Source organism: Actibacterium sp. MT2.3-13A (genome assembly GCF_018139985.1).
Lineage (GTDB): Bacteria > Pseudomonadota > Alphaproteobacteria > Rhodobacterales > Rhodobacteraceae > JAGSOU01.
Window position 1 is genome coordinate 55,640 of the sequence record NZ_JAGSOU010000003.1, and the last position, 21,900, is coordinate 77,539.

At 68.6% G+C, this 21,900-nt stretch carries 24 protein-coding genes; 12 read left to right on the forward strand and 12 right to left on the reverse strand.

The genetic code is table 11. From position 1 onward, the window contains the following. Positions 1-2: 2 nt before the first annotated feature. The 5 genes from KCI33_RS03840 (at position 3) to phnN (ending at position 3,944) form a co-directional block, all read left to right on the forward strand. Entirely contained in the window at positions 3-872 is an 870-nt protein-coding gene (locus KCI33_RS03840; RefSeq protein WP_282960706.1) for an alpha-D-ribose 1-methylphosphonate 5-phosphate C-P-lyase PhnJ, read from the forward strand. Positions 873-945: 73 nt separating this feature from the next. Next, positions 946-1,716 (forward strand): phosphonate C-P lyase system protein PhnK, encoded by a 771-nt coding sequence (gene phnK, locus KCI33_RS03845; RefSeq protein ID WP_212523439.1) that lies wholly within the window; start codon positions 946-948, stop codon positions 1,714-1,716. A gap of 5 nt (positions 1,717-1,721) precedes the next feature. After that, positions 1,722-2,699 (forward strand): magnesium transporter CorA family protein, encoded by a 978-nt coding sequence (locus KCI33_RS03850; RefSeq protein WP_212523440.1) that lies wholly within the window; start codon positions 1,722-1,724, stop codon positions 2,697-2,699. Positions 2,700-2,721: 22 nt separating this feature from the next. After that, entirely contained in the window at positions 2,722-3,402 is a 681-nt protein-coding gene (gene phnL, locus KCI33_RS03855; protein ID WP_212523441.1) for a phosphonate C-P lyase system protein PhnL, read from the forward strand. Further along, on the forward strand, positions 3,402-3,944 hold the full coding sequence (gene phnN, locus KCI33_RS03860; protein WP_212523442.1) for a phosphonate metabolism protein/1,5-bisphosphokinase (PRPP-forming) PhnN: 543 nt from the start codon (positions 3,402-3,404) through the stop codon (positions 3,942-3,944). Before phnL ends, phnN begins: the two co-directional genes overlap by 1 nt. Here the strand turns inward: phnN and KCI33_RS03865 are convergent. Beyond that, on the reverse strand, positions 3,926-4,615 hold the full coding sequence (locus KCI33_RS03865) for a DUF1045 domain-containing protein (protein WP_212523443.1): 690 nt from the start codon (positions 4,613-4,615) through the stop codon (positions 3,926-3,928). The genes phnN and KCI33_RS03865 overlap by 19 nt on opposite strands. A gap of 79 nt (positions 4,616-4,694) precedes the next feature. Between KCI33_RS03865 and KCI33_RS03870 the strand changes: the two genes are divergently transcribed. Together KCI33_RS03870 and KCI33_RS03875 are read left to right on the forward strand one after the other, a co-directional pair. After that, positions 4,695-5,834, forward strand: coding sequence for an alpha-D-ribose 1-methylphosphonate 5-triphosphate diphosphatase (locus KCI33_RS03870; protein ID WP_212523444.1), 1,140 nt, complete (start codon positions 4,695-4,697; stop codon positions 5,832-5,834). 63 nt (positions 5,835-5,897) lie between these two features. After that, positions 5,898-6,236 carry a phasin family protein gene (locus KCI33_RS03875; RefSeq protein WP_212523445.1) on the forward strand — a complete coding sequence of 113 codons (339 nt, stop codon included), beginning with the start codon at positions 5,898-5,900 and terminating at the stop codon, positions 6,234-6,236. A gap of 52 nt (positions 6,237-6,288) precedes the next feature. Here the strand turns inward: KCI33_RS03875 and argE are convergent, their stop codons facing one another. Then, positions 6,289-7,467: an acetylornithine deacetylase gene (gene argE, locus KCI33_RS03880; protein ID WP_212523446.1), complete on the reverse strand. Its 1,179-nt coding sequence runs from the start codon at positions 7,465-7,467 to the stop codon at positions 6,289-6,291. Between the two features lies 1 nt (position 7,468). Further along, complete coding sequence (locus KCI33_RS03885) at positions 7,469-8,653, reverse strand: M24 family metallopeptidase (protein ID WP_212523447.1); 1,185 nt, start codon at positions 8,651-8,653, stop codon at positions 7,469-7,471. 162 nt (positions 8,654-8,815) lie between these two features. On the opposite strand from KCI33_RS03885, the gene KCI33_RS03890 reads away from it, so the two are divergent. From KCI33_RS03890 to KCI33_RS03910, 5 genes are all read left to right on the forward strand, one after another. Further along, positions 8,816-9,073 (forward strand): hypothetical protein, encoded by a 258-nt coding sequence (locus tag KCI33_RS03890; protein WP_212523448.1) that lies wholly within the window; start codon positions 8,816-8,818, stop codon positions 9,071-9,073. 240 nt (positions 9,074-9,313) lie between these two features. Next, a complete protein-coding gene (locus tag KCI33_RS03895) occupies positions 9,314-9,808 on the forward strand; it encodes an Lrp/AsnC family transcriptional regulator (RefSeq protein ID WP_212523449.1) in 495 nt (164 codons plus the stop codon). Positions 9,809-9,919: 111 nt separating this feature from the next. Continuing rightward, positions 9,920-11,404 (forward strand): NAD-dependent succinate-semialdehyde dehydrogenase, encoded by a 1,485-nt coding sequence (locus tag KCI33_RS03900; RefSeq protein ID WP_212523450.1) that lies wholly within the window; start codon positions 9,920-9,922, stop codon positions 11,402-11,404. A gap of 132 nt (positions 11,405-11,536) precedes the next feature. After that, positions 11,537-12,907 (forward strand): aspartate aminotransferase family protein, encoded by a 1,371-nt coding sequence (locus tag KCI33_RS03905; RefSeq protein ID WP_212523451.1) that lies wholly within the window; start codon positions 11,537-11,539, stop codon positions 12,905-12,907. Between the two features lie 68 nt (positions 12,908-12,975). Next, a complete protein-coding gene (locus KCI33_RS03910; RefSeq protein ID WP_212523452.1) occupies positions 12,976-13,383 on the forward strand; it encodes a hypothetical protein in 408 nt (135 codons plus the stop codon). 190 nt (positions 13,384-13,573) lie between these two features. Here KCI33_RS03910 and KCI33_RS03915 read toward each other — a convergent pair whose 3' ends face one another. The 9 genes from KCI33_RS03915 to KCI33_RS03955 form a co-directional block, all read right to left on the reverse strand. Next, positions 13,574-15,259 (reverse strand): bifunctional protein tyrosine phosphatase family protein/NAD(P)/FAD-dependent oxidoreductase, encoded by a 1,686-nt coding sequence (locus tag KCI33_RS03915; protein ID WP_212523453.1) that lies wholly within the window; start codon positions 15,257-15,259, stop codon positions 13,574-13,576. A gap of 132 nt (positions 15,260-15,391) precedes the next feature. Then, complete coding sequence (locus tag KCI33_RS03920) at positions 15,392-16,093, reverse strand: HAD-IA family hydrolase (RefSeq protein ID WP_212523454.1); 702 nt, start codon at positions 16,091-16,093, stop codon at positions 15,392-15,394. Further along, positions 16,090-16,749 (reverse strand): phosphoglycolate phosphatase, encoded by a 660-nt coding sequence (gene gph, locus KCI33_RS03925; protein ID WP_349252175.1) that lies wholly within the window; start codon positions 16,747-16,749, stop codon positions 16,090-16,092. Before gph ends, KCI33_RS03920 begins: the two co-directional genes overlap by 4 nt. Next, positions 16,749-17,303: a thioredoxin family protein gene (locus KCI33_RS03930; RefSeq protein WP_212523455.1), complete on the reverse strand. Its 555-nt coding sequence runs from the start codon at positions 17,301-17,303 to the stop codon at positions 16,749-16,751. Before KCI33_RS03930 ends, gph begins: the two co-directional genes overlap by 1 nt. After that, positions 17,303-18,247 (reverse strand): MBL fold metallo-hydrolase, encoded by a 945-nt coding sequence (locus KCI33_RS03935; RefSeq protein WP_212523456.1) that lies wholly within the window; start codon positions 18,245-18,247, stop codon positions 17,303-17,305. Before KCI33_RS03935 ends, KCI33_RS03930 begins: the two co-directional genes overlap by 1 nt. Positions 18,248-18,312: 65 nt before the next feature. Continuing rightward, positions 18,313-19,011, reverse strand: coding sequence for a ribulose-phosphate 3-epimerase (gene rpe / locus KCI33_RS03940; protein ID WP_212523457.1), 699 nt, complete (start codon positions 19,009-19,011; stop codon positions 18,313-18,315). After that, entirely contained in the window at positions 19,008-19,955 is a 948-nt protein-coding gene (gene cbbX / locus KCI33_RS03945; RefSeq protein WP_212523458.1) for a CbbX protein, read from the reverse strand. Before cbbX ends, rpe begins: the two co-directional genes overlap by 4 nt. A 76-nt stretch (positions 19,956-20,031) precedes the next feature. Next, the gene (locus KCI33_RS03950; protein WP_212523459.1) at positions 20,032-20,421 is read right to left on the reverse strand and encodes a ribulose bisphosphate carboxylase small subunit; all 390 of its coding nucleotides are present in this window, start codon (positions 20,419-20,421) and stop codon (positions 20,032-20,034) included. Positions 20,422-20,433: 12 nt separating this feature from the next. Continuing rightward, positions 20,434-21,897 carry a form I ribulose bisphosphate carboxylase large subunit gene (locus tag KCI33_RS03955; protein WP_212523460.1) on the reverse strand — a complete coding sequence of 488 codons (1,464 nt, stop codon included), beginning with the start codon at positions 21,895-21,897 and terminating at the stop codon, positions 20,434-20,436. Positions 21,898-21,900 lie beyond the last annotated feature (3 nt).

Consider the following 21,900-nt stretch of genomic DNA (forward strand, 5'->3'; position numbering starts at 1 on the left):
ACCTGAACCAATATAATTTCGCCTATCTCGACGAGCAGACAAAGCGGATGATCCGCCGCGCGCTGCTCAAGGCGCTGGCGATCCCCGGCTACCAGGTGCCCTTCGCCAGCCGCGAGATGCCGATGCCCTATGGCTGGGGCACCGGCGGCGTGCAGGTGTCGGCCGCCTGCCTGACGCCAGAGGACCGGTTCAAGGTGATCGACCAGGGCGCCGACGACACCACCAACGCGGTCTCGATCCGCAAGTTCTTCGAACGCACCGCCGGCGTGGAAACCACCGAGCGCACGGCCGAGGCGACTGTGATCCAGACCCGCCATCGCATCCCCGAAGAGCCGCTCGGCGAGGGGCAGATCCTGGTCTACCAGGTCCCGATCCCCGAACCTCTGCGTTTCCTCGAGCCGCGCGAGACCGAGACGCGCAAGATGCACGCGCTGGAGGAATACGGGCTGATGCATGTGAAGCTCTACGAGGATATCGCGCGCCACGGCAAGATCGCCACCTCCTACGCCTATCCGGTGAAGGTCCAGGGGCGCTATGTGATGGACCCGTCCCCGATCCCGAAATTCGACAACCCCAAGATGGAGATGGCCGCGATCCAGCTGTTCGGCGCCGGGCGCGAACAGCGCATTTACGCGGTGCCGCCCTACACAAGTGTTGTCAGCCTCGATTTCGAGGACCATCCTTTCGAGGCCAGCAAGGTCGATCAGCCCTGCGCGCTGTGCGGGGCCGGCGACACCTATCTCGACGAGGTGATCATGGATGATGAAGGGGGGCGGATGTTCGTCTGTTCCGACACCGATTACTGCGCCACGCGCCGGGCGGAGGGCCATCTCGGCGCGCTGGGCGTGCCCGCTGAGGACAGCGCGGCATGAGCGCGGAAAAATCTTCCCAGGATCTTTGCCGGGACTTTTCGGAAAAGCCCCGGCCGGCAAGAAGGAGAGGGCAATGACGCCTCTGCTGGACGTCCGCAACATCGCCAAGCGCTACGGTGCCCGCATCGGCTGCGCCGATGTCTCCTTCGACCTCTATCCGGGCGAGGTGATGGGCATCGTGGGCGAGAGCGGCTCGGGGAAATCCACGCTGCTCAACTGCCTCGCCGGGCATCTTGAACCCGACGCCGGCGAGGTCCTGTTCGACACCCGCGCCGAGGGGCCGAGGGACACCGTGACCATGTCCGAGCCCGAGCGGCGCATGCTGGCGCGCACCGACTGGGCCTTCGTGCACCAGAACGCGCGCGACGGGCTGCGCATGGGCGTCAGCGCGGGCGGCAACGTCGGCGAGCGGCTGATGGCCGTGGGCGCGCGCCACTACGGTCAGATCCGCGAACAGGCGCTGGATTGGCTGGAACGGGTCGAGATCGCCCCGGATCGGATCGACGACCGCCCCAGCGCCTTCTCCGGCGGCATGCAGCAGCGGCTTCAGATCGCGCGCAACCTCGTCACCGGGCCGCGGCTGGTGTTCATGGACGAGCCCACCGGCGGTCTCGACGTCTCGGTGCAGGCGCGCCTGCTGGACCTGCTGCGCGGGCTGGTGCGGCAGATGGGGCTGTCGGCGATCATCGTGACCCATGACCTCGCGGTGGTGCGGCTGCTCGCCGACCGGCTGATGGTGATGAAATCGGGACGGGTGGTGGAAACCGGCCTGACCGATCAGGTTCTGGACGACCCGCAGCATGCCTACACGCAGTTGCTGGTCTCCTCGGTTCTGCAGGTGTGAGCGGGATGCTGTCGGCCTACGAATATCGCGACGGGCGGCTGGTGGCCGCCGGGGAGGCGCTGGAGCAGACGATCTGGATCGACCTGTTCCAGCCGACCGAGGAGGATCTCGCCCGCGCCGCGCCGCTGGCCGCCGGGGCGACGCTGCCCAGCCTCGCGGACATGAAGGAGATCGAGATCTCCAACCGGCTCTACCGCGAGGGCGACGTCGATGTGGTGACCGTGATGCTGCCGGCGCTGGAGCCCGATGAAACGATCTCGACGGGGCCGGTCACGTTCATGCTGGGCCCGGAGCGGCTGATCACCATCCGCCACCACGCGCCGCGCCCCTTCCAGACCTATCCGCAGCGCGCCGACAAGAGCGGCTTTGGCTGCGCCACGCCCGAGGCCGTGGCGCTGGGCCTGACCGAGGAGATCGTGGCGCGGCTCGCCGACCTGCTGGAGCGGGTGGGCGACAGGCTCGACGGGGTGTCGCGCGACGTGCTGGGCAGGCCGGGCCACGGCGCCCGCCAGCAAAGCGCGCAATTGCAGACGGTGCTTGAGCGCGTCGCGCGCGCGGGCGACGTGCTCAGCCGGCTGCGCCTGTCGCTGCTGACGCTGGAACGCGGCCTCGGCTTTCTCATGCAGACCGTCGTGGCGCCCGGCCCCAAGGATGGCACGAGCCCGCTGCGCGCGGTGATCGCGACCCAGCTGGCGGACATTCACGCGCTGGTCGAACATGCCGATTTCCTGTCCTCGAAGGTCAGCCTGGTGCTGTCGGCCACGATGGGGATGATCGACCTGGCGCAGAACGACACCGTCCGCATTGTTTCTGTGGTGGCCGCGCTGTTCATGCCGCCGACGCTCATCGCATCGCTCTACGGCATGAACTTCACCCATATGCCCGAACTCGCCCAGCCCTGGGGCTACCCGGTGGCGCTGGCGCTGATGGTGGCCTCGGCGGGGCTGACCTTCCTGTTTTTCAAATGGCGGGGCTGGCTCTAGCGCCCCCGCAAAGGACGGACCGATGATCCAGATCAGCGACCTTGAGAAAAGCTTCACCCTGCACAACCAGGGCGGCGCGGTGATCCCGGTGATGGCTGGGGCGCACCTCAGCGTGGCCCGCGGCGAATGCGTGGCGCTGGTGGGTGCCTCGGGCGCGGGAAAATCCACCCTGATGCGGATGGTCTACGGCAATTACCTGTCGCAAGGCGGAATGATCCTGGTGGGCGGCGTCGATGTCGCCAGCGCCGAGCCGCGCGAGATCCTCGACCTGCGCCGCCGCACGCTGGGCTATGTCAGCCAGTTCCTGCGCGTCGTGCCCCGCGTGCCCGCCGTCGAGGTGGTGGCCGAGCCGCTGTTCTGCGTGGGCGTCGCGCGCGACGAGGCGCTGGCGCGCGCCCGCGCCCTGCTGGCGCGGCTGAACATCCCCGAGCGGCTGTGGGGCCTGTCGCCCACCACCTTCTCGGGCGGCGAGCAGCAGCGCGTGAACATCGCCCGCGGCTTCGCCCACGACTACCCGGCGCTACTGCTGGACGAGCCCACCGCCAGTCTCGATGCGCGCAACCGCGAGGTGGTGCTGGACCTGATCGAGGAGGCCAAGGCGCGCGGCGCCGCGATCCTCGGCATCTTCCATGACGAGGCCGCCCGCGACCGGGTCTGCGACCGCGAACTCGACGTGTCGGGCTTCACGCCGCGGGCGGCGTGATGGCCGGGCGGCTGTTTGCCGTGGTGGGCCCATCGGGCGCGGGCAAGGACACGCTGATGGCCGCGGCCGGCGCGCGTCGGCCGGATCTGGTGCTGGCGCGCCGGGTGATCACCCGCCCCGCCGATGCCGGCGGCGAGGCGTTCGACGGCGTGACCGAGGCCGAGTTCCTGAAGCGGCGCGACGCGGGCGATTTTGCCCTGTGGTGGCAGGCGCATGGCCTTTATTACGGTATTCCCGCCAGCATCGACCGGGCGCTGGCCGAGGGCCGCGACGTGGTCTTCAACGGCTCGCGCGCGGTGCTCGCTGCGGCGGTGGCGCGCTATCCGCAGATGGCGGTGCTGCTGGTCACCGCCAGCGCCGAGGTGCTGGCCGAACGGCTGGCCGCGCGCGGCCGCGAAAGCGCGGGCGAGATCGCCGCGCGACTGGGGCGCGCGGGCTTCGCCCTGCCGAAGGGGGTGGAGGCGCGCGAGATCCGCAATGACGGCGCGCTCGGCAACGCGGTCGCCGCCATGCTGGCCGCGCTTCAGCCCGAGAGGGCGTAGCGGTGCAGCAGATGGAACCGCCCGTCCTCCGCCTCGCCGAACAGGCACAGGTTGTCCACGCGGAAGGGCGCGGGCAGGAGCGGGGCCACGACGGGGCCGAGCGCGGCCTCGACCGCCCCGGCTTCGCCGCGCTCCAGCCTTCCGGTCAGGGTCAGGTGAAAGCGGAATTCCCCAAGCACATAGGGGTAGCCCCATTTCTCCAGCAGCGCGCGCTGCGCGGGGCTCAGCCGTGCCGGGTTGCGCCGGGCGATCTCGGCCTCGGACGGCGGCGCGCGGAACCGGTCGAGCGCCCGCACCGTCTCTGCCGCCAGTGCCGCCAGCGCGCCGGTGTCGCCTTTCGGCGTCAGCGCGAGGAAGGCGCCCAGCCGCGACAGCCCCAGCCCCTCCAGCGCGACCGGCGCCAGCCGCGCGCAGAGCGCCTGCGCCGCCGCGTGCAGCGCCTGGGCGCTTTGTCCGCCGGCCAGGCGAAAGGGGGGCTTGATCGTGCCGTGAAAGCCGTATTTGCGCGGCGTCTCGGTCAGCTCCGCCACCGGGCGGGGCAGGGCGGCGACATCCGGGTGCGCCACCTCTTTGCCCGTTGCCGGGTCCCAGCCCAGCCAGGCCGCGCCGAATTCGGCCAGCGGCCCCGGCTCAGGCGCGAAATAGATGGCGTAACGCCTGTAATCCCACATGGCCTGTCCCTGCCTTGTCCTGCGCCTCAAATGCGCCCGAGCTTTGGCATGGCCCGCGATCTTCCTCAAGGAGACATGCATGTCTGAGACCGTTTTCGCCAATGCCACGCTGGTGTTGCCGACCGAGACCCTGCGCGGCGCGCTGCGGGTGGAAGATGGCCGGATCGCCGCGATCGACGCCGGCGCCTGCGTGCCCGCGGGCGCTGTGGATTGCGGCGGCGATCTGCTGATGCCCGGCCTGATCGAACTGCACACCGACAACCTGGAGCGCCACATCCAGCCCCGCCCCAGGGTCGACTGGCCGCACGCCAGCGCCATCATCGCCCATGACGCGGAACTGGCGAGCGTGGGCATCACCACCGTCTTCGACGCGATGCGCGTGGGCTCGATCCCCACGGGTAAGGGCCGCTACAAGGCCTATGCCCGCCAGCTCGCCTCCGAGTTGCTGGAGTTGCGCGCCAGGGACGCCCTTCGGATCAGCCATTTCCTGCATCTGCGCGCCGAGGTCTGCTCGGAAACGCTGGTGGCTGAGATGGCGGAATTCACCGATCACGACCGGGTGGGCATCGTCAGCCTGATGGACCACACGCCGGGCCAGCGGCAATTCCGCGACATCTCCAAGCTCAGGCAATATGTGATGGGCAAGAACAACCTCTCCGAGGCCGAGTTCGCCGAGCATGTCGCCAACCTGACCGAGCTGCGCGCGCGGTTGGGCGACCGGCACGAGGCGGCGGCGGTGGCCGAGGCGCGGCGCTACGGCGCGATCCTGGCCAGCCATGACGACACCACGGCCGCGCATGTGGCCACCTCGGCCGCGCATGGCATCAAGCTGGCCGAGTTCCCCACCACGGTCGAGGCCGCGCGCGCCTGCCACGACCACGGCATCGCGGTGATGATGGGGGCGCCGAACCTGATCCGGGGCGGGTCGCATTCGGGCAACGTGGCGGCCCGGGATCTGGCCGAGTGCGACCTGCTGGATATCCTTTCGTCCGATTATGTGCCCTCGGCGCTTATGATGGCGGCGGTGATGCTGGGCGACCTGTGGGACGACATGGCGCGCGGCATCGCCACCGTGACCCGGGCGTCGGCCGACGCCGCCGGTCTGCCCGACCGTGGCCGCATCGAGATCGGCGCGCGCGCGGATCTTGTGCGTGTCGCCCGGATCGAGGGCACGCCGATGGTGCGCGCGACCTGGGTTCAGGGGCGGCGGGTGGCCTGAGGTTTTGCCTGCGCCGCCTTTTGCTGTATGAGAAGCGCCACAGGCAAAAAAGGAGGCCCTGCAATGGCGAAGAAACCGGACCCGACCGACCTGACCAATCCCTTCGCGGCCTTCATGCAGGCCCAGGCCCAGGCGATGGGGCGGATGACCGCCTTCAACGGCGCCGTGGCCGAGGCGATGGGGCGCTACGGCCAGGAATTCGTCGGCTTCGTGCAGGACCGCCTGGAGGAGGACGCACGGACCCAGCAGGAGCTGCTGGCCTGCCGCGACCTCACCCAGCTGGCCGAGATCCAGAGCCGGTTCCTGGAACGCGCCATGCAGCAATACACCGACGAGACCGGCAAGCTGGTCGATCTCGGCCGCGAGATGTTCGATCAGGCGGTCCGGCAGGCGAAGGGCTGAGATCGCAGGCTCTACTGCCCGGCGGTTTCCGCCGGGCAAGGGCGCCCTGACCTCAGGCGCTGCGCGGCACGGCCATCAGCATCGGCGCGAGGCCGGCCAGCATGCCCAGGCAGGCGTCGAGCTGGTCGCGGCTGACGAACTCGTCTGGCTTGTGGGCCTGCGCGATGGAGCCCGGTCCGCAGACCACCGCCGACATGCCCAGCGACTGGAATAGTCCGGCCTCGGTGCCGAAGGCCACGCATTCCGCAGCGTCGCGTCCGGTCAGCTGCGCCACCAGCGCCCGGGCGGCGTTGCCGGGCATCGGCTCCAGCCCTGCCACCTCGCCGATCACCTGCGTCGAGATGTCGGCGGCGGGATGGACCGCACGCATCGCCGGCAGCAACTCTTCCTCGACGTAGCGGGTGATCTCCTCTTTCACGAAATCGGCGTCGGCCTGCTGGACGGGGCGCATTTCCCATTCCACCTCGGCCTTGCCGGCGATCACGTTATGCGCGACGCCGCCCGCGATGCGGCCGAGATTGATCGTGGTCCAGGGCGGGTGGAAGGGGCTGTTCGACGGCGCGCGCTCGATCAGCGCCTGTCGCAGTTCCAGCAGGCGGGTGACATAGCGCACCGCGTATTCGGCGGCGTTGACGCCAGCGTCAGGGTCCGAGCCGTGGCCCTCAAGCCCGATGAATTCGGCGGTGTATTCGCAGCAGCCCTTGTGCGCCTCCACGATATGCATGAGCGTCGGTTCGCCGATGACGGCGATGGAGGGACGCAGGCCGCGCAGGCGCAGCGCCTCTACCAGCGCCTGCCCACCGAGGCAGCCGACCTCCTCGTCATGGGTGAAGGCGAAATGGATCGGGCGCGAAAGACGCTGTGCGGCGAAGTCCGGCGCCATCGCCACCGCGGCGGCGATGAAGCCCTTCATGTCGCAGGTTCCGCGGCCATAAAGCCGCCCGTCCTCGCCGCGGTGCAGGGCGAAGGGGTCGGTGGACCAGTCCTGATCCGCGACCGGCACCACGTCGGTATGGCCCGACAGCACGATGCCGCCGTCCCCCTCCGGGCCCAGCGTTGCGAAGAGGTTGGCCTTGGTGCCCGAACTGTCGGCCAGCACCTCGACCCGCGCGCCGATATCCTCCAGCCGGTTGGCGAGGAAGGCGATCATGTCGAGATTGCTGTCGGAGGAAACGGTGGGAAAACCGATCAGCTCGGCCAGCAGCGCCTCGGTGTCTTGCAGCCGTCCCATGTCAGCCCTTCACGATCAGCTTGCGCGGGCGGTTGCAGAAGGTCTCGGCCGGGCCGCTGTCGCGGATCAGGATCGACTCGGTGATCTCAAGCCCCCAGTTCTCCATCCACAGCCCCGGCATGAAATGGAAGGTCATGCCCGGCTCCAGCACGGTCTCGTCCTCGGTGCGCAGCGAGACGGTGCGCTCGCCCCAGTCGGGCGGGTAGCTCAGCCCGATCGGATAGCCGCAGCGCGCGCCGCGCTCGATGCCCGCGCGCGTCAGCGGCGCGGCAAGGGCATTGGCGATGTCACAGGCGCGGTTGCCGGCGCGCGCGGCCTCCAACCCCGCTTCCAGCCCCTCGACCAGTGCCGCCTCGGCGCGGAGGATGTGCTCGGGCGGGGTGCCGAGGAAGACCGTCCGGCAGAGTGGCGCATGGTAGCGGCGGTAGCAGCCCGAGATCTCGTAGAAGGTGGCCGCCCCGGTTTCGAACCTGCGGCCGTCCCAGGTCAGGTGCGGGGCGGCGGCATCGGGGCCCGAGGGCAGCAGCGGCACGATCGCCGGGTAATCGCCCCAGTCCTCGCCCGTGCCGCGGATCGCGTCGCGCAGGATCTCGGCCACCAGCTCGTTCTTGGGCAGGCCGGGCTCGACCCGCTCGACGATGCCATCGACGATGCGCTCGGAGATCGCCGCCGCGCGGCGCATGAACCCCAGTTCCTCGTCCGATTTCACGCCGCGCTGCCAGTTCACCAGCGCCGTGGCGTCGATCAGCTCGGCCCCGGGCAGTTCCTCGCGCAGGGTCAGGTAAGCCTTGGCGGAGAAATAGTAATTCTCCAGCTCCACGCCGATCCGCTTGTCGCCGTAGCCACGCGCCAGGATGATCTCGGCCAGGTCCTGCATCGGGTGGCGCTCGGTCGATTGCACGAAATGGTCGGCATAGCCATGCACCTGGCTGTCCACCATCCAGACCGTGCGCAGCGCGCCGTTCGCGTCCTGCCGGCGGCCCCACCACAGCGGGTCTGCATCGTGGAACACCAGCACCCCCTGGTGCACATAGAAGGACCAGCCGTCATAGCCCGTCAGCCAGGCCATGTTCGAGGGATCCTCGACAAACAGAAGGTCGATGCCGGCCTTCTCCATCGCGGCGCGGGTCTTGGCCAGGCGGCGGTCGTATTCGGCACGGCTGAACGGGGCATGCTGTTCGGACATGGGCGGACTCCGGGTAAGGGATGCGGGATGTTGACTTTTGGGGGGGGCGCGTGCTGCGTTGCGAATGCGTTACGCCTGCGCCCACTGTGACAATGTCGCACGCCGCCGCCAAGAACCTGCCCGACGCGACATTCTCGTGTCTGTCCGCGACAAGGAGGCCCCATGTCCCCGACCCTGGCCGACATCCTGCGTGGCCGGGCCCGGATCGCCCCGGTGGCGACCGGCGCCCCCCTGGTGCCCGCGCCGGATGCCCGCGCGGCCGCCGGGCGGCCGGTCTGGCTGAAGCTGGCGAACATGCAACCGCTCGGCGCCATCGTCACCGGGCGCAATCTGGACATGGCGCGGTTCGCCCGTATCGTGGGCGGGAAAGACGTCCGGCTGGGCGCGATCTCCGCGAAAGGGCAGAGCCATGGCGCATGACATCCTGATCCCGACCGAGGCCGCGGGGCGCGCGGCCGAGCGGGCGGGCCAGTGCACCCGCGGCCTGCCGCCGGAGCCGGGCGGTCCGATCACCGGCGGATGTCCCGGCGCGCCCCGCGCCCGGACAGATCACGATCTGCGATCTTTCCGGCAGGGGCGCCCGCGGCAGCGCCATCCCCACCGATGCAGCGGCGCGCGAGAAATGCGCCTGAACCGGCCTCAAGACAAGGGCGTAACCGAATGACAAGGTTGGACAATCGCGATCTGGAGATTTTGCGGATCCTGTCGCGCGAAGGGCGCATCACCAAGGCCGAGCTGGCCGGCCGGATCAACCTTTCGCCCACCCCCTGCTGGGAGAGGCTGAAGCGGCTGGAGAAGGCCGGGATCATCGAGGGCTACCGCGCCGAGATCGGCCTCAAGGCGCTCGGCCCGCATGTGATGGTCTTCGTCTCGGTCGAGCTGGAGGGTCACCGGGCCGAGGATTTCCGCCGCTTCGAGACCGCCATCGATGCGCAGCCCGAGGTGACCGGCTGCTGGGCGCTGGGCGGCGGCTTCGACTACCTGCTTCAGGTGGTCACCCGCGACATCGACAGCTACCAGCGACTGATCGACCGGATGCTCGATGCGCGGATCGGGCTGGCGCGCTATTACAGCTATGTGGTGACCAAGCCGGTGAAATCCTCCGGGCTGCCGCCGCTGGAGATGCTGCTCGGCGAGGGCGGGCAGAAGAAGTGACTGCCCGCGCCGCGCGCGCAAGGTGATTTTTCTCCGGCCGCGGGCGCCTTTGGTCACATCCTCGCCCGGAAACGGGCCAGTGTCGGTGCAACCCGGCACAGGAGGTATGTCATGACCACGCAAAAGCCCCTTCCCGTTTCGGCCCTCTCCGGCCTGCGCGACCCGCGGCTGGTGCGCGGTTTCTCCTATATCGGCGGGCGCTGGTGCGCCGCGGCCGATGGCGCGACCTTTGCCGTGACCGATCCCGCTGACGGCGCGCATCTGGGCGAGGTGGCCAGCCTCTCGGCGGCCGAGAGCGCGGCCGCGGTGGACGCGGCGCAGGCGGCCTTTGCCGGCTGGTCCGGACGCCTGCCGCAGGAGCGTTCGGCGCTGCTGCGCCGCTGGTTCGAACAGATCGTCGGGAACCGCGAGGATCTGGCGCGGCTGATGGTGCTGGAGCAGGGCAAGCCGATCTCCGAAGCGCGCGGCGAGATCGACTATGCCGCCAGCTTCGTCGAGTTCTACGCCGAGGAGGCCAAGCGCCCGAATATCGAGGGGGTGACCAGCCATCTGCCCGACGCCGAGGTCGAGTTGTGGCGGGAGCCCGTGGGCGTGGCCGCGCTGATCACGCCGTGGAACTTTCCCTCGGCGATGCTGACGCGCAAGGCTGCCGCCGCCTTGGCCGCCGGCTGCACGGTGGTCGCGCACCCCTCGGCCGAGACGCCGTTCTCGGCGCTGGCGCTGGCCGAACTGGCCGAGCGCGCGGGGCTGCAGCCGGGGGTGTTCAACGTGGTCACGGGGGACGCGCCGACCGTGGTGAAACCCTGGACCGGGGACGCGCGGGTGCGCGCGCTGTCCTTCACCGGCTCGACCGGCGTGGGCAGGCTGCTCTACCGCCAGTGTGCCGACACCGTGAAACGGCTGGTGCTGGAACTGGGCGGCCACGCCCCCTTCGTCGTCTTCGCCGATGCCGATCTCGACCGCGCGGTGGTCGAGGCGATCAAGGCCAAGTTCGCCACCTCGGGGCAGGATTGCCTCGGCGCCAACCGCTTCTACATCGAGCGCCCGGTCTACGAGGAATTCTGCGCCCGTTTCGCCGCCGCGACCGAGGCGCTGAGCGTGGGCCGCGGCATGGACGACCCCGATATCGGCCCGCTGATGAACGCGGCCGCGCTGGCCAAGCAGCAGGCGCATGTCGCGGACGCGCTGGCGCAGGGCGCGCGGCTGCTGACCGGCGGCGAGGTTCATCCGGCGGGGCCGCTCTTCTTCCGGCCCACGGTGCTGGCCGACGTGCCCGACGGCGCCCGCATCATGCGCGAGGAGACATTCGGCCCAGTGGCGGCGCTGACCCCCTTCGAGCGCGAGGAGGAGGTTCTGGCGCGGGCCAATGACAGCGAATACGGGCTGGTGGCCTATCTGCACACGCTGGACCCGCGGCGCATCTACCGCTGCACCCGCGCCCTGCAATTCGGGATGGTGGCGGTGAACCGCACCAAGGTGACGGGCGCGCCGATTCCCTTTGGCGGGATGAAGCAATCGGGCGTGAACCGCGAGGGCGCGCGTCAGGGCATGGAGGCCTTCACGGAGGTCAAATACGTCTGCCGCGACTGGGCCTGAGGCGGGGTCTGCGCACCGCCTTCGGGCGTGGCGCGGTGCGGGAGGCCGGGCGCCTCCGGCGGGGATATTTGGGGCCAGAAGAAAACAGGCGCGCCCGGGACGGGGCGCCGCCGCGAACGGAAAGGAAAGGCTATGCTGAGGAACGATCTGCTTGAGCAATGGGACCGGGAGAATTTCTTTCACCCCTCGACCCACCTGGCGCAATTCGCCCGCGGCGAGGCGCCCCAGCGCGTCGTGACCGGGGGCGAGGGGGTCTTCATCGAGGACCGCGAGGGCAACCGGCTGCTGGATGCCTTTGCCGGGCTATACTGCGTGAACGTGGGCTACGGGCGGCGCGAGATCGCCGAGGCCATCGCGCGGCAGGCGCAGGAGCTGGCCTATTACCACGCCTATGTGGGGCATGGCACGGAGGCCTCTATCACGCTTTCCAAGATGATCCTCGACCGGGCGCCTGCGCATATGTCGAAGGTCTATTTCGGCCTCAGCGGGTCGGACGCCAACGAGACCAACATCAAGCTCATCTGGTATTACAACAACATCCTCGGCCGGCCGGAGAAGAAGAAGATCATCTCGCGCTGGCGCGGCTATCACGGCTCGGGGCTGATGACCGGCTCGCTGACCGGGCTGGAGCTGTTCCACAAGAAATTCGACCTGCCGCTGGCGCAGGTGATCCACACCGAGGCGCCCTATTACTACCGCCGCGCTGACGACGCGATGAGCGAGGAGGAATTCTCGGCCCATTGCGCGGCAGAACTGGAGGCGCTGATCGCGCGCGAGGGCGCCGACACCATCGCCGCCTTCATCGGCGAGCCGGTCCTGGGGACGGGGGGCATCGTACCGCCGCCTGCCGGTTATTGGGAGGCGATCCAGGCGGTGCTGGAAAGACACGACATCCTGCTGGTGGCGGATGAGGTGGTCACGGGCTTTGGCCGGCTGGGCACGATGTTCGGTTCCGAGCACTACGGGCTGAGGCCCGATCTGATCACCATCGCGAAGGGGTTGACCTCGGCCTATGCGCCGCTGTCGGGCTCGATCGTCTCGGAGAAGATGTGGAAGGTGCTGGAGCAGGGCACGGACGAGAACGGCCCGATCGGCCACGGCTGGACCTATTCGGCGCATCCGATCGGGGCCGCGGCGGGGGTGGCGAACCTGAAACTGATCGACGAGCTGGACCTGGTGCGGAACGCGGGCGAGACCGGCGCCCATTTCCTGGGAGCGATGCGCGACGCGCTGGGCGGGCATGCCCATGTGGGCGAGGTGCGCGGCGAGGGGATGCTCTGTGCCGTGGAACTGGCCGAGGACCGCGCCGCGCGCCGCCTTTATGACCCGGCGGGCAAACTCGCGCCGCAGGTGGTGGGGGAGATGGCCAGGCAGGGCGTCATCGCCCGGGCCATGCCGCAGGGCGACATCATAGGCTTCGCCCCGCCGCTGTGCCTGACGCGCGCGGAGGCCGACAGGGTGGTCGAGGTGACCGCGCAGGCGGTGAGGGCGGTCCTCGGCTGAGCGCTGCCGCGGTGGACAGGCCGGGCGCCGCCTGCCATCCTTGCCGGGCGGAAATCTCGGGAGGGGGCATGGTCGGGCGGAACTTCTTGGCGGCGGGCGCAGCGCTTGCCCTGGCCGCGCCGGCCGGGGCGGGGGCGGACCCCTGCGCGGCCAACGGGTTGTTGCCCTGGGCGGCCTGGGTGGCGAGCGTCGAGCAGATGAACCCCGGCATCTTCCATTTCGAACTGCCCGCGCCGCACCGCGACCGGCTGCTCGGCGCCTATCCCTGCGAGGACAGGGGCGTGGGCTGCCCGCCCGACCGGGTGGAGGTGTTCTACTGCACCGGAAACAGCATGGTGCTGTTCGCCTATGAGAAAAGCGGTTGCGCCATCCGGGCCGAGCAGGTCCCGCTGGAGACCTACCGCGCCGTGCTGGGCGGCGCGGTCCTGTGCCGAAATGGCGGAGAGACGACCGACCGCGCCCTGTTGCCGGAGTGACGGCTGCGGCGCGGCATGTCCGAGGCTGGGCATTCGAGGACCGGCGAGCACCCGCCCGCCTGAGGGCCGGGCGGGCGCTGTCCGGCGCAAACCCCGGGCGGGGGACATGATCGGAGTGGCGGCTGGGCCGACGCGGTGCGCCGGTTCGCCCCGACAAAAAGCCCCCGCATCGGGATGCGGGGGCTTTTTCTCATTCGGTGCCGATCTTCTTGAAGGTCATGTCTGGCTGGGCGAGGTATTCGCGGCCCCGGAACATGCCCTGCCAGTACATCGGCGGCAGCATCCGCTCCTTCAGGAACCAGGCGCGGCGCGAGGGACGCTTGCCGTCGATGATCCATTCGGGGAAGGAGGGCATCAGCTTGCCGCCGTAGCCGAACTCGGCCAGCACGATCTTGCCGCGCTCCACCGTCAGCGGGCAGGAGCCGTAGCCGTCATACTGCGCCACCAGATCGTGACCATCGAGCACGGCGAGCGCGTTGACCGCGGCCACCGGGGCCTGCTTGCGCACGGCGGCGGCGGTCTTGGCGTTGGGCGTGCTGCAACCGTCGCCGAGGCCGAAGATGTTGGGGTATTTCCTGTGCTGCAACGTGGCCTGATCCACGTCCACCCAGCCTGCGGCGTCGGCCAGCGGCGAGGCCTTGATGAAGTCGAGGCCCGTTTGCGGCGGGCAGACATGCATCATCCCGAACTCTTTCTCGACGGTGGTCGTGGTCTCGCCGTCGGTCACCTCGAAGGTGGCGACCTTGTTCGCGCCGTCCACCTTCACCAGGTTGTGGTTGAAGGACAGCGTGGCGTCGTAGCGTTCCACATATTCCATCAGCGCGGGGACATATTCGGGCACCCCGAAGAGCACCCCGCCGGCGTTGCAGAACTCCACGTCGATGTCCCTCAGGACCCCGGTGCGCAGCCAGTAGTCGGCCGACAGATACATCGCCTTCTGGGGCGCGCCGGCGCATTTGATCGGCATCGGCGGCTGGGTGAACAGCGCCTTGCCCTTGCGCAGGCCGCGCACCAGCTCCCAAGTATACGGCGCGAGGTCGTAGCGGTAGTTCGAGGTCACGCCGTTCTTGCCCAGCGTGGCGGACAGCCCCTCCACCGCGTCCCAGTTCAGCTTCAGTCCCGGCGCCACGATCAGAACCTCGTAGCCGTAGCGCTCGCCGTTCTCCAGCGCCACCTCGTTCTTCTCGGGCAGGAATCCGGCCACCGCGCCGCGGATCCATTTCACGCCGTCGGGCAGAACCTCGCCCATGCGGCGCATGGTCTGGCCCTTTTCGAACACGCCGGCGCCGACCAGCGTCCAGCCGGGTTGATAGTAATGCTCCTCGCGCGGCTCGATGATCGCCACGCGGGCATGCGGGCGGCGCTTGAGCAGCGAGGCCGCGGTGGCCACGCCGCCCGCGCCGCCGCCCACGATCAGCACGTCGTAGCTTTCGGGGCGGGGGGTGTGGACCTCGGCGCCGAAACGCTCCTCCATCATCGGGCGCAGACCGCTGAGGTCATAGCCGGCCTTGGACGTGGCCGCGAGGATCGCGTCGGGCGACAGCATCTTGGCGCGGGTCAGCGCCCACAGCGTGGACGAGCGCGTGCCGGTCCGGCAATAGGCCAGGATCGGGCCCTTGCAGGTGCTCAGCACGTCCTCGAAGCTGCGGATCAGGTCGTCGGTGAACTGGCCGGGCTTGATCGGCAGGTAGCGGAACTCGACCCCCGCGGCGCGAGCGGCCTCGGCGATCTCGGCGGCGGGGGGCTGATCGTCGGCCTCGCCGTCGGGGCGGTTGCAGACGATGGTCTTGTAGCCCGCCTGCACGGCCCGCGCGACATCGGCGGGGCGGATTTGCGGAGACGCCGCGAAGCTCGGCGCGATGGGTTTGATTTCCAAATTGACCTCCCAGATGGCGGGCGGACCGCGCGGGCCGCGCGGGCGCCCAAAAATCCCGACGCGCGAAACATACAAAAGTTTGAATGTTTCGCAAGAGCGCGGCGATCACATCTCGCCGCTTTTCGCCCCTTTTCAGCCCGCGAGCGCGGCGCGCAGGACCGGCGGCAGAGGTCCCGTCTCCAGCCCCTGCAGCCGCCAGTCGGCGGCCGAATGGTCCTCGTTCCGCGTGTAGGCCGAGGCAGTCATCGCCACCCGCAGCCCCGCGCCCCTGGCCGAGAGCAGCCCGTTCAGGCTGTCCTCGAAGGCGAGGCAATGATCGGCGGGCAGGGCGAGCTTGTCCAGCGCCAGAAGATAGAGATCGGGCGCCGGTTTCTGCGCTGCCACCATGTCGCCCGAGGCGATCGCGTCGAACACCGCGTCCGCCGGCCGGCGCCAACAGCATCGGCAGAGCGCCTCGACGTTGCGCCGGCTGGTGGTGGTGGCCACGGCAAGCTTCAGCCCGGCCTCTCGCGCGGCCGCGACCAGGTCGGCCACGCCGGGGCGCAGCGACAGCCCGCCGCGCGCCAGGATCTCGCCGTAGCGGGCGGTTTTCTCCTGGTGAAGCTGCGCGATTTCGTCGTCGCCCAGGCGGGGGGCGCCCGCTGGCAACCCGTCCTGCCAGGCGCGCAGGCGCTCCTTTCCGCCAGCGGTTTTCAGGAGGCGTCCGTAAGTGTCCCGTCCCCAGTGCCAGCCGAGCCCGCGGTCGGCGAAGCTCCGGTTGAAGGCTTCGCGGTGCGCCTCCTCCGTCTCGGCGAGCGTGCCGTCGAGATCGAAGATCAGCGCGCGCAGCGTCATGCCGGGACGGGGGCGAGGCGGGCGACGATGCCGGGCAGGTCCGTGAAATCGGCGAAGGCGGCGTCGAAACGCAGCTCCGCGACCGGGGATTTGCGGTAGCCCTCGGTGAACAGCGCGAAGGGCAGGGCGGCGCGCGCGGCGGTCTCGGCGTCCACCTCGCTGTCGCCGACATAGACGGACCGTTCGCGCCCCAACGCCTGCGCCGCGGCTTGCAGCGGGGCCGGGTCGGGTTTCTTCACCGGCAGGGTATCGCCGCCCACCACCACCTCGAACAGGCGGTCGAGGTCGAAGATTTTCAGGATCTCGCGCGTCGGCCCCTCGGGCTTGTTGGTGCACAGGCCCAGACGCGCGCCGCCGTCGGCCAGCCCCTCGAGTACGCCGCGCACATTGGGGTAAAGCCGCGTCAGCGTCGCCGGGTCGGCGTTGTAATGGCGCATGAAGATGTCCAGCAACGCGGCGTGCCCTTCGGCACCGAGCCCGCGCGCGCGCATGATTCGCTCGACCAGCACCGGCACTCCGTTGCCGATGAAGCCGCGGATGGCGTCGTAGCTGAGCGCCTCCTGGCCGATCTCGGCCAGCATCCGGTTGGCGGCGGCGTGGATGTCGGGCGCGCTGTCGATCAGCGTGCCGTCGAGGTCGAAAATCACCGCGCGCATCAGGCGTCCTTCCATTTGATCGAGCAGCCCATGGAGGGAACCTGCTCCGCCGGGCCTTTCCCTGTCTCGGCAACCTGTTTCATCGCCTCGAAAAGGTCGCGGCGCAGGTCGGGCGGCCCGGCCTCTTTGCGCGAGGCATCGAGGCGCCCGCGGTATTGCAGGCCCAGACCGGCGTCGAAGCCGAAGAAATCGGGCGTGCAGGCGGCGCCGTAGGCGCGCGCCACCTGCTGGCTCTCGTCATGCAGATAGGGAAAGGGCAGGGCGCGTTCCGCGGCCAGCGCCGTCATCTCGTCGAACCCGTCGGCGGGGTAGGCCGCGGCGTCGTTCGAACTGATCGCCACGACGCCCACACCCAGCGCCTGCAGATCCTGCGCGTCGCGGATGATCCGGTCCAGAACCGCCTGCACATAGGGGCAGTGGTTGCAGATGAACATCACCAGCGTGCCCCTCTCCCCCGCCACTTCGGCCAGGCGCCATGTCCGGCCATCGGTGCCGGGCAGCGCGAAATCGGGCGCGCGCCAGCCGAAATCGCAGACCGGGGGAGAGACGGGCATCACTCGAACTCCATTTCCGCGAAGACCACCCCGGCGTTCTTGGTGGCCAGCTCGTTATAGGTGTCGAGATGTTCATAGGGCGACTGGTCGACGTAATAGGCGTCGTCCAGCGCGCCGCCGTTTTCCAGGTGCTCGCCGATCTTGCCGCGCAGGTATTTCAGGTAGCCCACGGTGTGGTTGCGGACCTGCGCCAGGTTGGTCGGGTTGCCGTGGCCGGGGATGATGTAGGCGGGGTTCATCGGCTCCAGCGCGGTCTCCCAGGTTTCGATCCAGCAGCTTGTGCAGGTCTCGGTGAAGATCGGGGGCATGCGGCCGTTGAAGGCGATGTCGCCCGCGATCATCAGGTTCTGCTCGGGCAGCCAGACCTGGGTGTCGCCGGGGCTGTGCGCGGGGCCGAGGTGCAGCACCTCGATGCGCATGCCGCCCATCTCGATGTCGTAGCGGTCCTCGAAGGTGATGGTCGGCGCGACCAGCCGGGTGCCCTCGGAATTCTCGCGGGCATAGCGCTTCATCCCCTCAAGGATCTGCGGGCCGTATTCCTCGAATTCGGCGGCGGCCTCGACATGGGCCAGAACGTCGATCCCCTGATCCGTCCAGTAGTTGTTGCCGAGCATGGCGTGGCCCTGGCCGTTCTCGTTGATCACCAGCTTCACCGGCTGGCCGGTGACCTCGCGGATCTCGGCATGCAGCGCCTCGGCCAGTTTGGCGTTGGCGCCGCCGTTGATCACGATCACCCCGTCTCCGGTGACGATGAAGCTGAGGTTGTTGTTGTGGCCGGCGTTCTCATAGGTCGGCGGCGCTGTTGCGCCGATCGCCGACCAGACATTCGGGATCACCTCGAACGGTTTGTCGTAAAGCACCGATTGCGGGTATTTGTCGGCGATTGTCTCGTCGGCAAAGGCGGGCATGGCGATACATGCCACCAAAATGGCTTTGCGGATCATCAAATGGTCTCCCTTCTACTCCGGGCGCGAGCATAGACATATTCGCATATGTCGCGCCAGAGGGGTCAGGCCGCCTTCCGCGCCCCCTCGGCCGCGGCGCGGATGGTGCGGATGTTTTCGCCATAGACGCTCGGATTGTCGACCGAGCCGCCCTTGAACACCGCCGAGCCCGCGACCAGAACGTCGGCGCCCGCCGCCGACATCAGCGGCGCGGTCTCGGGCGTGATGCCGCCGTCGATCTCGATATGGATGGGGCGGTCGCCGATCATCGCGCGCAGCTTCTTCACCTTGTCGATCTGCGAGTGGATGAATTTCTGCCCGCCGAAGCCCGGGTTCACCGTCATCACGCAGACCAGATCCACCATGTCGAGCAGGTATTCCACATCCTCGATCCCCGAGCCTGGGTTGATCGCCAGCCCTGCCTTGGCGCCCGCGCCGCGGATCGCCTGCAGCGTGCGGTGGATATGCGGCCCGGCCTCCAGATGCGCGGTGATGATGTCGGCGCCCGCCTCGGCGAAGGCGTCGATATAGGGATCGACCGGCGAGATCATCAGATGCACGTCCATCACCGTCTTGATATGCGGCCGGATCGCGGCGCAGAGCGGCGGACCGAAGGTCAGGTTGGGCACGAAATGCCCGTCCATCACGTCCACATGCACCCAGTCGCAGCCCTGCGCCTCGATTGCCCGGATCTCTTGGCCGAAATTGGCGAAATCGGCCGACAGGATCGACGGCGCGATCTTGATGGAACGGTCGAAGCTCATCTCTGTTCTCCCTCATGGCTGGGGCGGTCCACGTCGAGCCCGCCCCGGAAGACGCGGCTGGCGCGGATGTCTTCCTCGCAGATGGTGCTCAGGTCGTCCGCCGTCAACGGGCCCTTGGCTTCCGTAAACAACCGGTTCGCCTGGCGCAAGCGGGCCCGGTCCAGCGCGTTGCGGATCGACCGGGCGTTGGCGAAATGCGGCTGGGCGCGGCGCAACGCGATATAGTCCTCCAGCGCCGCCTTCGCGCCGGCGTCGAGGCGATAGTTCTGCTCGCCGAGCATCTGCTCGGAAATCTCCATCAGCTGGCCGTCGGAGTAATCGGGAAACTCGACGTGATGGGCGATGCGCGACCGGAAGCCGGGGTTGGCGGAAAAGAACCTGTCCATCCGGTCGGCGTAGCCGGCCATGATCACCACCAGGTCGTCGCGGTTGTTCTCCATCACCTGCAGCAGGATCTCGATCGCCTCCTGCCCATAGTCGCGCTCGTTGTCCGGGCGGTAGAGGTAATAGGCCTCGTCGATGAACAGCACTCCGCCCATCGCCTTCTTCAGCACTTCCTTGGTCTTGGGCGCGGTGTGGCCGATATACTGGCCCACCAGGTCGTCGCGGGTGACGCTGACCAGATGCCCCTTGCGAACATAGCCCAGCCGGTGCAGCAGCCCCGCCATCTTCATCGCCACCGTGGTCTTGCCGGTGCCGGGATTGCCGGTGAAGCTCATGTGCAGGGTGGGGGTCTCGTGGCTTAGCCCCATGGATTTGCGCGCCCGCTCCACCAGCAGCAGCGCGGCGATCTCGCGGATGCGCCGCTTCACCGGCTCCAGACCGATCAGCTCCTCGTCCAACTCGCGCAACACCTCGCCCACGCCCGAGGCTTCGTATTCGGCCGCCAGGTCCACGCTCTGCGGACGCTCCTCTCCGGCCGCGGCCGGGGTTTCGGAATTCATCGCGCCTCTCCCTTTTTCTTCTGGCTGGAAATATCCCGGGGGGTCCGGGGGGCTGGCCCCCCGGCCCGGTCGCCGCTCAGCGCCGCACGTCCCAGGCGTATTTCTGGGCGCGGTCCACGAAATCCGTGCGCTGCATGTGGATCGTGGGCTCCTCGGCCGGGCGATTCACGATGAAGGACATCTTCACCGATTCCACCCCGCGCTCGTCGCAGAAGGCGTTGATGCGGATGTATTTCCCGCCATGCGCCGTGCGGCAGCCGTCCAGTTCCATCATCACGCCCTTGGCGTCGCGCAGGTCGAACATGGGGTTGCCCCACATCTCCCAATAGGTGTTCCGCGGATGCGGGTCGCCGGTGTATTCGATCCCGATCGCCCAGCCGTTTTCCAGACAATATTCCACCTGGCGGGTGATCTGGACATCGTCGAGGTCGGGCAGGAACGAAAAGCAGCCTTGAGTGATACGCATGTCGTGGTCTCCTTACATCGCCGGGGTCGCGCTGGGCACGAAATCCGAGGTGTCGGTCGAGCTGTAGTCGAAGGTGATGTTGCCCCAGGTCTCCAGCGCGGCCTCCAGCGGCTTGCACCACCTGGCGGCCTCGCGCAGGATCTCGGGCCCTTCGGTCCGGATGTCGCGGCCTTCGTTGCGGGCCAGCACCATCGCCTCAAGCGCCACGCGGTTGGCGGTCGCGCCGGCCTGGATGCCCATCGGGTGACCGATCGTGCCGCCGCCGAACTGCAGCACCACGTCGTCGCCGAACAGGTCCAGCAGCTGGTGCATCTGGCCGGCATGGATGCCGCCCGAGGCCACCGGCATGACCTTCTTCAGGTCGGCCCAGTCCTGCTCGAAGAAGATGCCGCGGGGCAGGTCCACCGCGTTGCGGGTCTCGCGGCAGACGTTGTAATAGCCCTGCACGGTCAGCGGGTCGCCCTCCAGCTTGCCCACGGCGGTGCCGCAATGCAGGTGGTCGACGCCGGCGAGGCGCAGCCACTTGGCGATCACGCGGAAACTGATGCCGTGGTTCTTCTGGCGGGTGTAGGTGCCGTGGCCCGCGCGGTGCATGTGCAGGATCATGTTGTTGTCGCGGCACCATTTCGAGATCGACTGGATCGCGGTCCAGCCCACGATCAGGTCCACCATCACGATGACCGAGCCCAGCTCCTTGGCGAACTCGGCGCGGGCATACATCTCTTCCATGGTGCCCGCGGTGATGTTGAGGTAGTGGCCCTTGATCTCGCCGGTCTCGGCGCTGGCCTTGTTGACCGCCTCCATGCAGTAGAGGAAGCGCTCGCGCCAGTGCATGAAGGGCTGCGAGTTGATGTTCTCGTCATCCTTCATGAAATCGAGCCCGCCCTTCAGCCCCTCGTAGACCACCCGGCCGTAGTTCTTGCCGCTGAGACCCAGCTTGGGCTTGGTAGTGGCGCCCAGCAGCGGCTTGCCGAACTTGTCCAGCCGCTCGCGCTCGACGATCAGGCCGGTGGGCGGGCCGGCGAAGGTCTTCACATAGGCGACCGGGAAGCGCATGTCCTCCAGCCGCGCCGCCTTGAGCGGCTTGAAGGAGAACACGTTGCCGATGATCGAGGCCGTCAGGTTGGCGATCGAGCCTTCCTCGAACAGGATCAGGTCGTAGGCGACATAGCAGAAATACTGCCCCGGGGTGTTCGGCACCGGCTCGACCTTGTAGGCCTTGGCGCGGTAGCTGTCGCAGGCGGTCAGCCGGTCGGTCCAGACCACCGTCCAGGTCGCGGTCGAGCTTTCGCCGGCGACCGCCGCCGCGGCCTCGATCGGATCGACGCCTTCCTGCGGGGTGATCCGGAACAGCGCCAGAACGTCCGTGTCCTTCGGCTCGTAATCGCCGTCCCAGTAGCCCATCTGGGCGTATTTCAGAACGCCTGCCTTGTAGCGCTCCTTTCCCTTGATCTCGGTCTTGCTCTGTTCGGTCATGAC

What these genes read in the sequence shown, in the direction of transcription:
- phnK (WP_212523439.1), top strand. Translation starts at nt 946, where the DNA reads ATGACGCCTCTGCTGGACGTCCGCAACATCGCCAAGCGCTACGGTGCC.
- KCI33_RS03850 (WP_212523440.1), top strand. Translation starts at nt 1,722, where the DNA reads ATGCTGTCGGCCTACGAATATCGCGACGGGCGGCTGGTGGCCGCCGGG.
- phnL (WP_212523441.1), top strand. Translation starts at nt 2,722, where the DNA reads ATGATCCAGATCAGCGACCTTGAGAAAAGCTTCACCCTGCACAACCAG.
- phnN (WP_212523442.1), top strand. Translation starts at nt 3,402, where the DNA reads ATGGCCGGGCGGCTGTTTGCCGTGGTGGGCCCATCGGGCGCGGGCAAG.
- KCI33_RS03865 (WP_212523443.1), bottom strand. Translation starts at nt 4,615, where the DNA reads ATGTGGGATTACAGGCGTTACGCCATCTATTTCGCGCCTGAGCCGGGG.
- KCI33_RS03870 (WP_212523444.1), top strand. Translation starts at nt 4,695, where the DNA reads ATGTCTGAGACCGTTTTCGCCAATGCCACGCTGGTGTTGCCGACCGAG.
- KCI33_RS03875 (WP_212523445.1), top strand. Translation starts at nt 5,898, where the DNA reads ATGGCGAAGAAACCGGACCCGACCGACCTGACCAATCCCTTCGCGGCC.
- argE (WP_212523446.1), bottom strand. Translation starts at nt 7,467, where the DNA reads ATGGGACGGCTGCAAGACACCGAGGCGCTGCTGGCCGAGCTGATCGGT.
- KCI33_RS03885 (WP_212523447.1), bottom strand. Translation starts at nt 8,653, where the DNA reads ATGTCCGAACAGCATGCCCCGTTCAGCCGTGCCGAATACGACCGCCGC.
- KCI33_RS03890 (WP_212523448.1), top strand. Translation starts at nt 8,816, where the DNA reads ATGTCCCCGACCCTGGCCGACATCCTGCGTGGCCGGGCCCGGATCGCC.
- KCI33_RS03895 (WP_212523449.1), top strand. Translation starts at nt 9,314, where the DNA reads ATGACAAGGTTGGACAATCGCGATCTGGAGATTTTGCGGATCCTGTCG.
- KCI33_RS03900 (WP_212523450.1), top strand. Translation starts at nt 9,920, where the DNA reads ATGACCACGCAAAAGCCCCTTCCCGTTTCGGCCCTCTCCGGCCTGCGC.
- KCI33_RS03905 (WP_212523451.1), top strand. Translation starts at nt 11,537, where the DNA reads ATGCTGAGGAACGATCTGCTTGAGCAATGGGACCGGGAGAATTTCTTT.
- KCI33_RS03910 (WP_212523452.1), top strand. Translation starts at nt 12,976, where the DNA reads ATGGTCGGGCGGAACTTCTTGGCGGCGGGCGCAGCGCTTGCCCTGGCC.
- KCI33_RS03920 (WP_212523454.1), bottom strand. Translation starts at nt 16,093, where the DNA reads ATGACGCTGCGCGCGCTGATCTTCGATCTCGACGGCACGCTCGCCGAG.
- gph (WP_349252175.1), bottom strand. Translation starts at nt 16,749, where the DNA reads ATGCGCGCGGTGATTTTCGACCTCGACGGCACGCTGATCGACAGCGCG.
- KCI33_RS03930 (WP_212523455.1), bottom strand. Translation starts at nt 17,303, where the DNA reads ATGCCCGTCTCTCCCCCGGTCTGCGATTTCGGCTGGCGCGCGCCCGAT.
- KCI33_RS03935 (WP_212523456.1), bottom strand. Translation starts at nt 18,247, where the DNA reads ATGATCCGCAAAGCCATTTTGGTGGCATGTATCGCCATGCCCGCCTTT.
- rpe (WP_212523457.1), bottom strand. Translation starts at nt 19,011, where the DNA reads ATGAGCTTCGACCGTTCCATCAAGATCGCGCCGTCGATCCTGTCGGCC.
- cbbX (WP_212523458.1), bottom strand. Translation starts at nt 19,955, where the DNA reads ATGAATTCCGAAACCCCGGCCGCGGCCGGAGAGGAGCGTCCGCAGAGC.
- KCI33_RS03950 (WP_212523459.1), bottom strand. Translation starts at nt 20,421, where the DNA reads ATGCGTATCACTCAAGGCTGCTTTTCGTTCCTGCCCGACCTCGACGAT.
- KCI33_RS03955 (WP_212523460.1), bottom strand. Translation starts at nt 21,897, where the DNA reads ATGACCGAACAGAGCAAGACCGAGATCAAGGGAAAGGAGCGCTACAAG.